The organism is Dyadobacter diqingensis (assembly GCF_024220585.1).
Classification (GTDB): Bacteria; Bacteroidota; Bacteroidia; order Cytophagales; family Spirosomataceae; genus Dyadobacter; species Dyadobacter diqingensis.
Map to the genome: position 1 here is coordinate 320,455 of NZ_JAMXKF010000005.1, position 14,043 is coordinate 334,497.

The following is a 14,043-nucleotide window of genomic DNA, read 5'->3' on the forward strand; positions in this document are numbered from 1 at the left end:
CAAAGCCATGAAACACTCATTTCAAATCGGTGTTGACCTGATAATCTGAACCTTACTTTCTTTTCAAATAGTAGATATTATCCGTTTCTTTTATTTGCAGTTCTCCTTTTTCAGGAGAAAACTCGAAAAATGTACCCGTTGGGGCGTGCATAAAATAGTTTCTGGCAATAGGCTCCACTTCGAATACTTTCCCTTTGGTCTCCAATAAAAGTTTTGCGTTGTCCTTGACACATGTCACTTCTATGGGCAGCTGGTCTGTGTAGTATTTGCCGAGATATTTATCCAAATCTTCACTTTGCGGTCTTGTTACATTGATGAAAGGAATAGAAAAATCGTCATCAAAAATGATCTTCAAAATCCCGTTTAAAATATCGGTTCTTGGATATTCAATTCCGTTTGTGCAGTATGCAAAGGCCAGCTTTTCGCCAGGGAAATATCTGACTGCGGTATAAAATTCTTCGATCCTGCCGTTGTGGCCGTAACCAGGTTTGGTGCCATAATCAAAGGGGAACATGCCCATTCCATAACCGTCGACCATCCCGTTCATTTTTTCCAGACTTGATTTATTGATAAGCTTTTCAGTAAACAGGGCCTCAATAAATTTTACCAGATCGGTAGGTGTGGAGATAATTGAGCCGGCACCTCCGTGCAGGCCAGTGATCGTTTCCTTCTCTTTTTTCCAACCACCGTCGGAAAACTTATAGGAATAACTCTCATTTTTTTCGACATCAATCGGATGCATGTATGCCGTTTCGGATAATCTGATTTTAGAAGTGATTCTGTCTTTCAGTACTTTTTCGTAGGGCTGTCCGGTAATTTTTTCTATGATATAACCCAGAAGCAGATAGTTGGAATTTGAGTATTCAGCTCGGGTATCTGGATCGAAATCCGCTCCTTTTTCTTTGATAATCCGGAGCATTTCATCATTCGTTTTGGGTTCATCCATCCACTCAGGATAGTTTGTGCCTTCGGTGTAATTGTGTAGACCACTTCTGTGATTTAGCAAATTTGCAATTGTGATTCTGTCTGCATTGGGTAGATCTGGGAAATACGTGGTCAGTTTTTGATCCGGATTTATTTTCCTCTCCTCAATAAGTTGAAAAATCATAACAGCGGTGAACATTTTACTTACCGAGCCAATCCGGTATTTGGTGTCAACGTTTGCCGGTATTTTCTTTTCCCCCTCTAGACTTGAATATCCAATAGCCCTTTGATATTTAACTTCATTATTTTTTGAGATTGTCAAGCTACCTATTGCCAGATTACGGGAGGCAAGCACACTGAAAAAGCTATCCAGTTTCGCTGTGTTAATTGATTGGGCGACGGCGAAAAAATTTAAAAGAAATATGATCAGGGCGGTAGAAATTATTCTTCTCATTATCGTTTCAAATGGTTTGACAAAGAAATGGAGATGCATATTTACTTTTTATTGATCTGTAATTGGAAAAGATTATATAACTGGCAGTAAAAGAGGATAAAAGGCTTATGTTGTAAATGCAGGGCTATCGAACGCGGATTTCAAATTAACTTTGATATGAACATCCGTTCCAAACCGAACAACGGTGTTCATTATCGGACATTACTTTTATACTATTTATTTGTCAACTATTTAATAATCAACATTTTAATTAAATACTTATTAAGTGGCAAAGTATTTGAACAGGTAGACTTATCGACAGAATAACAAATAAGTGTTAAAAGTATTGTTCGATTTTTCGGACCGCCGAAGCGGTTGCCTACCAATTTATTAGCCATGATACATAACTATTTTAAAATCGCTTTCAGGAATCTTGCCAAAAATAAGGGTTATGGGTTCATCAACATTACCGGTCTGGCAATGGGGATGGCCGTTGCGATGCTGATCGGTCTCTGGATTTATGATGAAATTTCATACGATAGCTATCATAAGAATCATGGCAGGATTGCCCAGATCATGCAGCACCAGACTTACAATGGGCAAATAGGAACGCAAACCGCCGTACCTTATCCGATTGGCGAGGAACTCAGACGAAACTATGGAAGTGATTTTAAACATGTGATCATGTCGTCATGGAGCAACCGGCATGTGTTGGCCTATGGTGATAAGAAATTTGCAAAAAATGGTCCTTACATGGAACCGGACGCACCGGAAATGCTGACTCTTAAAATGATAAAAGGTTCAGCATCGGGATTGAAAGATCCGTATTCCGTATTGCTGTCGGAATCGGTGGCAAAAGCTTTCTTCGGCGAGGCGGATCCGATTGACCAAATCATGAAAATTGATAACAAGTTCAATGTAAAGGTTACGGGCGTTTATGAAGATCTTCCGTATAATTCATCTTTCCGTGATATGCAGTTTATGGCCCCGTGGAGTCTTATGGAGATTGCGTCGCCCTGGTTGAAAACGAATGATGATCCATGGCGGGCCAATAGTTATCAAACCTTTGTTCAGCTTCATGACAACGCTGATATCGACAAGGTATCTGCCAAAATTCGGGATATAAAAGTTAAAAATATTCACAAGGAACAGCTGAAATACAAGCCGGAAGTTTTTCTGAACGCGATGGCCGATTGGCATCTTTATTCGGAATTTAAAGAAGGAAAACGCATTGGCGGACAGATCGAATTTATCTGGCTTTTCGGCATTATCGGCACTTTTGTACTGCTTCTCGCCTGCATCAATTTTATGAATCTGAGCACGGCGCGCTCCGAAAAACGGGCAAAAGAAGTTGGTATACGTAAGGCAATCGGGTCTGTCCGCAATCAATTGATTGCTCAGTTTTTCAGTGAATCGTTTATTGTCGTGGCAATGGCCTTTGTTGTTGCCTTGGTACTTGTGTTGCTTATGCTGCCGCAGTTTAATGAAGTGGCGGATAAAAAACTGACTATTTTATGGAGTAATCCGCTGTTTTGGCTTGCTAGCATTGGTTTTAGCGTTTTTACGGCCGTCGTCGCAGGAAGTTATCCGGCTTTGTATTTATCGTCATTTCAGCCGGTGAAAGTTTTGAAAGGAACGTTCAAGGCTGGCAGGTTCGCAGCTATTCCGCGTAAGGCGCTGGTTGTGGTGCAGTTCACTGTTTCCATCATTCTGATTATCGGAACAACGGTTGTTTTTCGCCAGATCCAGTTTGCCAAAAACCGGCCGGTAGGTTATGACCGTAACGGGTTAGTGGTTCTCAACATGACAACGCCGGATATTCATAACCACTTTGAAGCCGTTCGTGACGAATTGAAAAAGTCGGGAGCGATAGCGGAAATCGCTGAATCGGGAAGTCCTACCACTGGAACCTGGTCATCGACAAGCGGTTTTGCCTGGAAGGGAAAAGATCCGTCGCTGTCGGTTGACTTTCATTTCAACGAAGTTTCCCACGGTTATGGAAAAACGGTGGGCTGGCAATTTGTAGACGGTAGAGATTTTTCAAAGGATTTTGCATCCGATTCGGCTGGGCTTGTGGTGAATGAGTCGGCAGTAAAATTTATGGGACTGAAAAATCCTGTTGGCGAAATGTTAACATGGAACGGCACGCCCCTGCAAATAATCGGTGTGGTGAAAGATATGATCGTAGAATCGCCTTACGCGCCGATTCGGCCGCTTTTTTATAGCATGGCAACAGGAGATGGCGGTGTTGTCAATGTCAAAATTGATCCCCAGGCAAACGCGGCCGATGCTTTGGCCAAAATTGAAAATGTGTTTAAGAAATATGACAGTGCTTCACCTTTTGAATACAAATTTGTAGACGAAGAATACGCCCAAAAATTCTTTAATGAAGAGCGGATTGGCAAGTTGACAACCTTCTTTTCGATTCTGGCGGTGCTGATTAGCTGCCTGGGTATTTTTGGCCTTGCTTCTTTCACAGCCGAGCAGCGTACCAAGGAAATTGGCGTACGGAAGGTTTTAGGCGCATCTGTCGCAAACCTTTGGCAGATGCTTTCCCGGGATTTTGTCATTCTGGTTATCATTTCCTGTGTTATTGCGGCGCCAGTCGCCTTTTATTTCCTGAACGGCTGGTTGCAAAAGTATGAGTACCGGACGGAGGTTTCCTGGTGGATTTTTGTGCTTGCCAGTCTGGGTGCTTTAATTATTACGTTGATGACAGTAAGTTATCAGGCCATCCGGGCCGCCTTGCTTGATCCGGTGAAAAGTTTGCGGAGCGAGTAGGGGCAACGCTCGTCGTCGTCCATGACTGGTTATTTCAAGACCGATTTTTGTTGACATTTTTAGTTCAAAATACGTTAAACCCGTCCATAACATTCCTATTATGATACGTAGTTACTTGAAAATCGCTCTTAGAAATCTTGTAAAAAACAAATCCTATACCCTGATCAATATTCTTGGCCTGGGCTTAGGCATGACCTGCGGACTGCTGATTTTTGTGTTGGTAAAATTTAATCTGAGTTTCGATAACTTTCACGCCAACTCAGATCGTATTTATCGCATTGTTACTGAGCAGCATCGCGATGGGATATCGTACCAGCCTGCTGTACCAAGCCCGTTGGGAAAGGTATTCCGGGACGATTATTCGTTTGCCGAAAAAGTAGCGCGCGTCGCCATGCATGAGGATGAAGTTATTACGGTTAATGCGGGCAACGAGATCCGGAAATACAAGGAAACGGGTGGTTTTGCCTTTACTGAGCCGCAGTACTTTGAAATATTCAACTTTCCTCTGATTGTCGGAAATAACAAGACCGCACTGATTGACCCCAATACCGCCATTATTACGGAAAACCTGGCGCGTAAGTATTTTGGAGCTGAGAATCCGATCAACAAAACCATTCGGTTTGGAGAAAAAATAGACGTAAAGATCACAGGTATTTTAAAGGATCTGCCCAAAAACAGTGACCAGAAAACAGAGATATTTGTTTCTTATCCAACCTTGAAACAACATAACGAATGGCTTTCCCGCGACGATGCCTGGGGAGGGATCATGAGCGGTATGAAATGTTTTGTCCTGTTACGTCCGCAGGTTTCGGTTGCACAGGTTGAAAAAGTTTTCCCGGCTTACGTGAAAAAATTCCGTCCGACAAGTTCAAATGTCCATCATTACAAATTACAACCACTTTCAGATGTGCATTTTAATGCAAATTATGGTGGCGCCATGGAGAAAAAGAATCTGTGGATATTATCGTTTATCGGCGTTTTTCTGATTGTGACAGCCTGCGTCAACTTCGTCAATCTGGCAACGGCACAGGCGTTGAGCCGGGCCAGGGAAGTGGGTGTTCGCAAAGTACTGGGTAGTTTGCGTGGGCAGCTTTTCTGGCAGTTCATTGCGCAAACGGGTGTTATTGCGTGTCTCGCGCTGGTAATAGCCTTGTTATTGTCCTGGGTCGTGTTGCCCTATATTAATACCTGGTTCAACGCGCAGATCGAATTCAATTTGTTATCCGACTGGAAGCTGCTGCTTTTTATTCCGCTGCTGATCGTGATCGTAACCTTTTTTGCAGGTTCTTATCCGGGTCTTATTCTGGCTGGTTTTCAGCCGGTTGTTGCTTTAAAAGGTAAATTGTCGCAGCAGCATATCGGTGGTTTTAATGTGAGACGTGCTTTAATCATCGCACAGTTTGCCCTGTCGCAGGCGCTGGTTATTGGTATGATCATCATTACCAAACAGATGAATTTCTCAAAACAATCCGATTTGGGTTTTAATAAGGAAGCGGTTGTGATGCTCCCGGTTTCTTCCGATTATCAGGCCGCGAAATCGATGAAAAATGAGTTTGAGAACCTTGCTGGCGTATCCGATGTAAGTATGTGCTTTGCGGCGCCGGCTGCGAGTATCAGTTGGAACACGACACCTTTTTACGAAAATGACCCTAAAGAGCAGGAGTTCAGACTTTCGGTTAAGGCAGGTGATCATAATTATGTGAAAACTTTCGGCTTAAAGCTGATCGCAGGCAGAAATATTTTACCAGCAGACACCGCTCAGGAGTTTGTGGTTAATGAGGCTTTGGCCAAAAAACTTAATCTGAAATCTGCTGATGAATTGCTTGGCAAGAAGCTTAAAATCAGCGGACAGTGTGAAGGTCCGATTGTTGGTGTGGTAAAGGATTTTCACGACAGGTCGTTCCACGAAGATATCAACCCGATCGGTATTTTTTCTTCTCCTTCACTCTACAATAGTTATGCTGTCAAAATCAAAACGGGTGATATCGCAGGGACAATGGCGAGTCTGGAAAAATTGTGGAGCCAGCGCCATCCTGACAAATTATATGAATACGAATTTGTAGACCAGGATATAGCTAAATTTTACGAGACTGAGGCCCTGATGCTGAAACTGATTCAGGCATTTTCTTTACTCGCCCTGTTTATTGGCTGTCTGGGATTGTATGGTCTCATATCGTTTATGGCGACGCAAAAAACGAAGGAAATTGGTATCCGCAAAGTACTCGGGAGCTCTATCGCCCAGATATTATGGATTTTCGGTAAAGAGTTTGTGCAGCTTATTCTGATTGCTTTTGTTATCGCAGCCCCGATCGCCTGGTGGTTAATGAATGGCTGGCTTTCGGACTTTAAATTCCAGATCAGGATTGGCGCCGGAATATTTATCATGGCCTTGTTGACGACTTTTATAATAGCCTTCGTGACGGTCAGTTTTCAGGCTGTGCGCGCAGCAATGCTCGATCCGGTGAAAAGTTTAAAAAGCGAGTAGGGACTTTTAGTGATTAGCTGTTGGCTTTTCAAGGATAGTAAAAAGACCTGATAAAACTCAAATTCAATCGAAAGCTAAACGCTAACGCCTAAAAGCTTATACCTACCATGATTCGTAACTATTTTAAGATTGCTCTCAGAACATTGTTGCGTAACAAAAGCTACGCATTTATCAATATTGCAGGATTGGCCCTGGGTTTGGGCGCCTGTATTGTGATTTTTCTGGTTGTGCAAAACGAATTGAGTTACGACGATTATCATGCGAAAGCCAACCATACCTATCGTGTGACGCTTTTTGGAGAACCCTGTAACCCAAGCGTTTCTTTTGCGGTTGCACCCGCTTTCAGAAACGATTTTCCGGAAGCAGAGGTTTCGCAATATTACTATCAGGAAGGTGGACTGGTGAAAGTCGGAGAGCAAAAGTTTAAGGAAAAAGTATATGCTTTTGCCGACGAAAATTTTACAGGTATTTTCGATTTTACCTGGTTGCAAGGTAATCCGAAGACGGCGTTGAAGGAGCCCAACACGGTTGTACTGACGGAAAGCATAGCGAGAAAATATTTTAACACGGGTGACGCCATCGGCAAAACGATCAGGCTGGATAATCAGCGTGATCTGCGCGTGAGCGGGGTTATCAAAGATCTCCCTTCTAATACACACTTTGTTTTTTCATTTTTAGTTTCCTGGGAAACGATTAAAAAAGACATCGGCAATCACGATTTTTGGTCTATTCAGGGCGGGTTTGTGTATGTGACTTTGCCTGATGATAAATCGGCCGTTCGCGTTCAGGCTCAGTTGCCAGGTTTTCTGTCTAAAAACTGGCGAAAAGAAATTGATGAGGAAAAAGGCGTGCTGTTATTGCAGCCGCTGAAAGAGATTCATTTCGACAGACGTTATCTGAATCATATCTCGATGCCAAGATCCAGGGAAACGATTTATGGATTGGCCGGCGTCGCGCTTTTTATAATTCTGACCGCCTGTATAAACTTCGTTAATCTGGCCACTGCGCAGTCGCTGAAACGAGGAAAGGAAGTGGGTGTCCGCAAAACTTTGGGCGCTCAAAGGAAACAGCTCATCATGCAAATGCTGGGAGAAACAACGGTTTTGGTATGTATTGCGATCGTGCTGGCGTTGGCAGCGGTGCTGTTTTTTCTGCCGTACACAAAATCTTTGCTGGATATCAGCGTCGAATCTTCGCGTTTGTTTGAGCCTGAGGTTATTGGTGTAATTGCCGTCATTACTTTGCTGACAATTGTGATTGCGGGTTTGTACCCAGCTTTTGTGCAGTCTGGATTTCAGCCGATAAAAGCATTGAAATCCGGCGTTGCGGACAATGCGCATGGAAAATCTTATTTGAGAAAGGGATTGGTGGTTGTGCAATTTGCAATAACCCAGATCCTTTTGGCAGGAACGCTGATTGTTGGCAATCAGATGGATTTCTTTTTAAACCAGGATATGGGTTTTGATAAAGATGCGATCATCACTTTTCCTACCGGTGAGAAAAAAGATGTGTTGAGACAAAAACTGGAAGATAATCCGGGTGTGCAGCAGGTTAGTTTTGCTTCGGGCGGGCCTGCATACAGCACCAATTTTGCTCCGTTCAATTCACCTGATATGGGCATGACGGAAACGGATGTAACGGAGATCAAACAGGTGGATGAGCACTATTTATCCATGTATAAATTGGAACTTCTTGCAGGTGACCCGGTGAGAAAAATGACTTCGAAAGACACCATTGTCAACCTGGTTGTTAACCAGACCTTGATCAAAAGGATGGGGATACAGGATCCGGGAAAGGCAATCGGAAAACGGGTACTTATTGGCAGAACGCCTACTCGGATCAGCGGTGTTGTCAGGGACTTTCAAAGCGAATCCAAACATGACAAGATCAGGGCATGTATTATCATGTATAATCCAAATTCTTTCTGGCAGGCGAGTGTAAAACTTCGTGGGCAAAATATCCGGGAAACCGTCGCCTCGATCGAAAAGGATTGGTCGGAGCTTAATCCGGATAATCTTTTCAACTACGAATTTATTGACCAGCATATTGCCGGGATGTACAAGCAGGAAGAGAAAATGTATAATGCGTTCCGGATTTTCTCGGCCATCGCGATTTTAATCGGCTGTCTGGGCCTGTACGGATTGGTGTCGCTGATGGCCGTTCAGCGTACAAAGGAAATAGGGATCCGCAAAGTGATGGGTGCATCGGTTCCGGGCATTGTGATTCTTTTTGTGAACCAGTTTATCTGGCTTATCCTGATCGCCTTCGTCATTGCCGCGCCGGTAGCCTGGTTTGCTATGGACAAATGGTTGCAGGAATTCGCCTATCACATCAGCATTGGTCCTGCTATTTTTGGAGCTGCTATTGTCATAACGTTTGCCATCGCCGCGATTACGATAGGTTACCAGAGTATCAGAGCAGCTCTGGCAAATCCCGTGAAAAGTTTAAAAAGCGAGTAGAGACTTTTGGCGATTAGCTGTTGGCTTTTCCCGGATAGTAAAAAGACCTAATAAAACTCAAATTCAATAGAAAGCTAAACGCTAACGCCTAAACGCTTATAACTACCATGATTCAAAATTATTTCAAAATAGCATGGCGCAGTCTTTGGAGTAAGAAAGCGTTTTCTGCCATCAATATTTTTGGTTTGGCTATTGGCCTGGCTACCTGTATGTTGATTCTGTTGTTCGTGCAGAGCGAGTTAAGTTATGACAAGTTTAACACGAATGCAGACCGTATTTTTCGGGTAACGTTAAACGGGAAAATAGGTGGCAAAGAAATTGCCATTGCTGCCGCACCAGCCCCGGCGGGGCCAGCAATAGCCAAAGATTATCCCGGAGTTGAATCATATACGCGTTTGACACAAGAAGGTACATTCCTGGTTAAGTATGACAATGTGAAGTTTAAGGAAGAGCGGGTTACGTTTGTGGACAGTAATTTCTTTTCAGTTTTCACACTGCCGCTTGTAAAGGGTGATGTTAAAAGTGTTCTCAATGCGCCGAATACGCTCGTTGTAACAGAAACGACTGCCCGGAAATATTTTGGGAAAAGCGATCCAATTGGCAAAAGCCTGACCTTAGGGACGCAAGGTTTGTTCAGGATTACAGGTGTATGTAAAGATGTACCGGCAAACTCGCATTTTCATTACGATTTCTTCGGATCTATTAAATCTACGAATCTCGGTCAAAAATGGCTGTCCAGCGGCGCTCACACGTATCTTTTGTTGAGAAAAGATTATACGGTAGATAAACTGGCTGCGCAAAGTCCGGTCATAACCCAAAAATACATTGCTCCTGAAATTCAGGAGTTTTTGGGGATAAGTTATGAGGAATATCTGCGTAAGGGTGATCGTTTCGGATTTGAATTTCAGCCGCTTACGGATATTCATCTACATTCAAATCTTGAAGCAGAACTTGAACCAAACGGAGATTTAAAGTATGTCTACATTTTCTCGGCCATTGCAGTTTTCATTCTTTTAATTGCCTGTATCAATTTCATGAATCTGTCAACTGCCGGTTCTGCAAACAGGGCAAAGGAAGTCGGGATTCGTAAAGTACTAGGTTCAATTCAGCAGCAGCTGATCCGTCAGTTTTTAACAGAATCCATATTACTGACATTCGTAGCACTTCTGGTGGCTTTTGGCGTGGTGATTCTCGTGCTGCCGAATTTCAACCAGTTAGCCGGAAAACAATTCGATCTGATGTCGATCCTCAATATCCGGATGATTTCCTGCGCGATCGTGGGCTGTTTATTCGTAGGATTACTGGCCGGAAGTTATCCCGCATTTTTCCTGTCGGCTTTCAAGCCGATCACGGTATTAAAAGGAAGACTTCAATCAGGCGTAAGAAGCGGATGGCTGCGTAACACCTTGGTTACGGTGCAGTTTGTAGTTTCCATTGTAATGATTATCGGAACGATTGTCGTGTATCAGCAGCTTCGGTTTATACAAAACAAAAAAGTAGGGTTTGATAAAGATCAGGTTTTGATCCTGCAAGACACTTATTTGTTGGGAGACAAAACGGAGACGTTTAAAAATGAGCTTAAAAATCAGTCCCAGATTCTGAATGTTACGCTTGCAGGGTACGTTCCTGCGGGAGCTTCAAACAATGGAACAGATGGTTTTTTACCTGAAAGTGCCGGGAGCACCGTCTCTCCATATCGTTTAAGAGTGTATCAGATCGATGAAGATTATCTGCCGACGCTGGGAATCGGGCTGGCGCTGGGACGTAATTTCTCCAAATCGTTTTCTTCCGACAGTGCGGCCGTTCTGGTTAATGAAGCGGCTGTCAAACAATTTGGCTGGAAAAATGCCATTGGTCAGCGCGTGAATACGATTGGCAATGGAACACCGGGAAGTAAAAAAGTCTATACCGTTGTCGGTGTGACCAAGAATTTTCATTTTGAAAACATGCATCAAAGCATTGCGCCGTTGGTGATGACTTATGGCGGAGACCGATATCAGATGGCACTGCGTATTCGAACTGATAATATGCCTGCATTGCTTAAAACGCTTGAACGAAAATGGAAAGCACAAACCGACAATCCTTTTTCATACACATTTTTAAATGAGCGGTTTAATAAAATGTATCAGTCGGAACAGCGGATAGGGCAGCTGTTTGGCATTTTTGCGGTGCTCGCCGTGGTTATTGCCTGTTTGGGATTGTTTGGACTGGCAGCTTTCACGACACTTCAACGAACCAAAGAAATAGGTGTCCGCAAAGTACTGGGTGCTTCCGTAGCCAGTATTGTGACTTTGCTTTCAAAGGATTTTGTGGGCCTTATCCTGGTTGCAATCCTGATTGCTACACCACTAGCCTGGTATGGAATGAACCAATGGCTGCGGGATTTTGCATATAAAATCGATATCGAATGGTGGGTCTTTGCCCTGTCCGGCGTCCTGACAATTTGTATTGCCCTGCTTACCATCAGTTTTCAAAGTATCAAAGCCGCGCTGATGAATCCGATCAAGAGTTTGAAATCAGAGTAAATCAATGATATACTGGTCGGCTTTTCCTAACTGAATGTTTTCAAACCCATAATCCAGGATATGATCCGTAATTATCTCAAAATATCGTTCAGGAATCTGATAAAAGGAGGGTGGTATTCTGCTTTGAATATCGGCGGACTTGGGGTCGTTCTTGCCGTTAGTCTGTTGCTTTTTTGGTGGGTGAAGGATGAGTTGAGTTTTGATAACTTTCATTCTGACAACGAAAGAATTTACAGGATCAATTCTCATTTTGGAGTTAAGCTGGATGAAAACACTTTTTCAGATACTCCGGCATCTGCTGCCGTGCAGGCAAAAAAAACGGTGCCGGGTGTGGAATCCGTCGTGCGTTTCGCCGATTATCATCACGGTGCCTTTCGTGTTGGCGATAAGATTATTACTGAGAAAGGGGCAATGGCTTATGCTGATGAAAACCTTCTGACTGTTTTCAACGGACTTGAAATTCTTCATGGCGATCCTAAAAATCCATTTCCGACAACTTCATCCATTTTGATTACACGTGAACTCGCCGAAAAACTCTTTGGATCTTCAAACGTAATTGGTAAAACATTTACAAGTATTGAGGATAATTTAACCTTTTCAGTAGGGGCGGTTATCAGAGATAACCCCGATAATTCGTCGCTTCGATACAAAATGTATCTTCCGATGCACGTGTTAAAGCAGGCCCATAAGGTTAAGTACAAACAGAAATTGATGGACGATAACCGGAGTGACTATGATTTCGAGAGTTATGTGAAACTTGGTGTTACTGTCGATCCGGTTGGGGCAGCGGAGCAAATGACCCAGGCCAATAATGCGGTAATGGAGAAGGGCGAAGATGCAGTTGAGTACAGGCTTCAACCGCTTCGGGAGCTGCATCTGTATTCTCCTGAGGGCAAGAGTTCCGGAATGCAGCAGGTCCGCATTCTCGGGCTGACAGCATTGCTTCTTCTGGCTATCGGTTGTATTAATTATGTAAACCTGACAACGGCCAGGGCGACGCGACGTAATAAGGAGGTTGGCATTCGTAAGGCAGTAGGAGCTAAATCCGGTCAGGTTGCAGGGCAGCTGCTTGTGGAATCGATGATTACATTGAGTTTCTCTTTGATCACAGCGCTGGCTTTGATTCAGGTGCTGCTGCCTTTTTATAAAAATATTACGGGTAAAACCCAGAACTTCTCATTGCTTGACTTTCAGTCGTGGTTGATGCTGCTCGGAACACTTATTCTTACCTTTGTTTTGGCAGGTATTTATCCGGCCATCCTCGTGTCTGGTTATAATCCCGTTAGCGCATTGCGCGGGCGTTCTATGCGTCAGTCTACCGTGGGTTTGCGCAAGGGTTTGGTGGTTACACAGTTTGTATTGACGACTGTGCTCATCAGCAGCACCTTTATTATTGGCCGGCAGCTAAGCTACATGCGCCAGCGAGACTCAGGTGTCAACCGCGAATATGTGTTTTCTTTTGACGGTAAAAAATCAGCTGCTGTTTTGAAACAGGCACTTCTGAAAGAATCTGCCATTAAACGTATCAGCACTTCCAGCGATACGCCTATTAATGTAAGCCACGGGACAACGACAGTTTCCTGGGATGGCGGCGATAATAAGCAAGGAGTCATTTTCGCTCATATGAGTATTGATCCGGAGTTTATTCCAAATTTTGGGATCAAAATGCTGGCAGGGAAGAACTTTGAAGGAGGTCCTTCGGATTCGGCTCATTTTATATTGAATGAAATGGCTCTGAAACAATCAGGAATTAAAAATCCGGTTGGCAGGAGATTTAAGTTTGATGGAACGGAGGGCACGATCATTGGTGTGGTGAAGGATTTTAACATTGCCTCGGCTCATGAACGGATTCGTCCTTTAATCCTGTACAATTTCCCTGCTGCAAATAATGTTGTGCATGTCAAAACTACTGCGATCTCGGCGCAATCAGCCGTTGCTGCTGCCGAGGGAATATGGAAAAAGTACAACCCACAGACTGCTTTTGAGTACACATTTTTGTCGGAAGCCTACGACAAACAATATCGGTCTGAACAACATACGCAACAATTGTTCAGTTTCTTTGCGGCAACCGCGATCATGATATCCTGCCTTGGCTTGTTGGGGCTTGTCGCTTTTACGGCCGAGCAGCGGACAAAAGAAATAGGCATCCGAAAAGTACTTGGTTCAGGCGTTTTGAGTATAACCGTTTTGTTATCAGGAGATTTTTTGAAATTGGTCTTAATCGCGATTCTCATCGCAATACCGATTTCCAGTATCTTAATGGAGAATTGGCTGGAAAATTTTGCTTTTAAGGTGGGTGTGGAGTGGTGGATTTTTGCAGCAACTGGTGTGCTCACCGTTATGACGGCCCTGCTTACCATCAGTTTTCAAAGTATCAAAGCCGCGCTGATGAATCCGGTCAAGAGTTTGAAATCAGAGTAAATTTAAAATATAGAT

At 43.6% G+C, this 14,043-nt stretch carries 6 protein-coding genes; 5 read left to right on the forward strand and 1 reads right to left on the reverse strand.

Annotated features, from left to right (window positions below; genetic code table 11):
• Nucleotides 1-52 precede the first annotated feature (52 nt).
• The gene (locus M1L62_RS16650) at nt 53-1,378 is read right to left on the reverse strand and encodes a serine hydrolase domain-containing protein (RefSeq protein ID WP_254560738.1); all 1,326 of its coding nucleotides are present in this window, start codon (nt 1,376-1,378) and stop codon (nt 53-55) included.
• A 375-nt stretch (nt 1,379-1,753) separates the two neighbouring features.
• Here M1L62_RS16650 and M1L62_RS16655 point away from each other — a divergent pair, with 375 nt between their 5' ends.
• The 5 genes from M1L62_RS16655 to M1L62_RS16675 all read left to right on the forward strand — a co-directional run bounded on the left by M1L62_RS16655 (nt 1,754) and on the right by M1L62_RS16675 (nt 14,028).
• On the forward strand, nt 1,754-4,138 hold the full coding sequence (locus tag M1L62_RS16655) for an ABC transporter permease (protein ID WP_254560739.1): 2,385 nt from the start codon (nt 1,754-1,756) through the stop codon (nt 4,136-4,138).
• Nucleotides 4,139-4,238: 100 nt separating this feature from the next.
• Nucleotides 4,239-6,623 carry an ABC transporter permease gene (locus M1L62_RS16660; protein ID WP_254560740.1) on the forward strand — a complete coding sequence of 795 codons (2,385 nt, stop codon included), beginning with the start codon at nt 4,239-4,241 and terminating at the stop codon, nt 6,621-6,623.
• A 107-nt stretch (nt 6,624-6,730) separates the two neighbouring features.
• A complete protein-coding gene (locus M1L62_RS16665) occupies nt 6,731-9,082 on the forward strand; it encodes an ABC transporter permease (RefSeq protein WP_254560741.1) in 2,352 nt (783 codons plus the stop codon).
• Nucleotides 9,083-9,189: 107 nt separating this feature from the next.
• Nucleotides 9,190-11,607 (forward strand): ABC transporter permease, encoded by a 2,418-nt coding sequence (locus M1L62_RS16670; RefSeq protein ID WP_254560742.1) that lies wholly within the window; start codon nt 9,190-9,192, stop codon nt 11,605-11,607.
• Between the two features lie 60 nt (nt 11,608-11,667).
• On the forward strand, nt 11,668-14,028 hold the full coding sequence (locus M1L62_RS16675) for an ABC transporter permease (RefSeq protein WP_254560743.1): 2,361 nt from the start codon (nt 11,668-11,670) through the stop codon (nt 14,026-14,028).
• Nucleotides 14,029-14,043 lie beyond the last annotated feature (15 nt).

Bases quoted from the DNA above. Each gene is read 5' to 3' on its own strand.
- M1L62_RS16650 (WP_254560738.1), bottom strand. From the start codon at position 1,378: ATGAGAAGAATAATTTCTACCGCCCTGATCATATTTCTTTTAAATTTT.
- M1L62_RS16655 (WP_254560739.1), top strand. From the start codon at position 1,754: ATGATACATAACTATTTTAAAATCGCTTTCAGGAATCTTGCCAAAAAT.
- M1L62_RS16660 (WP_254560740.1), top strand. From the start codon at position 4,239: ATGATACGTAGTTACTTGAAAATCGCTCTTAGAAATCTTGTAAAAAAC.
- M1L62_RS16665 (WP_254560741.1), top strand. From the start codon at position 6,731: ATGATTCGTAACTATTTTAAGATTGCTCTCAGAACATTGTTGCGTAAC.
- M1L62_RS16670 (WP_254560742.1), top strand. From the start codon at position 9,190: ATGATTCAAAATTATTTCAAAATAGCATGGCGCAGTCTTTGGAGTAAG.
- M1L62_RS16675 (WP_254560743.1), top strand. From the start codon at position 11,668: ATGATCCGTAATTATCTCAAAATATCGTTCAGGAATCTGATAAAAGGA.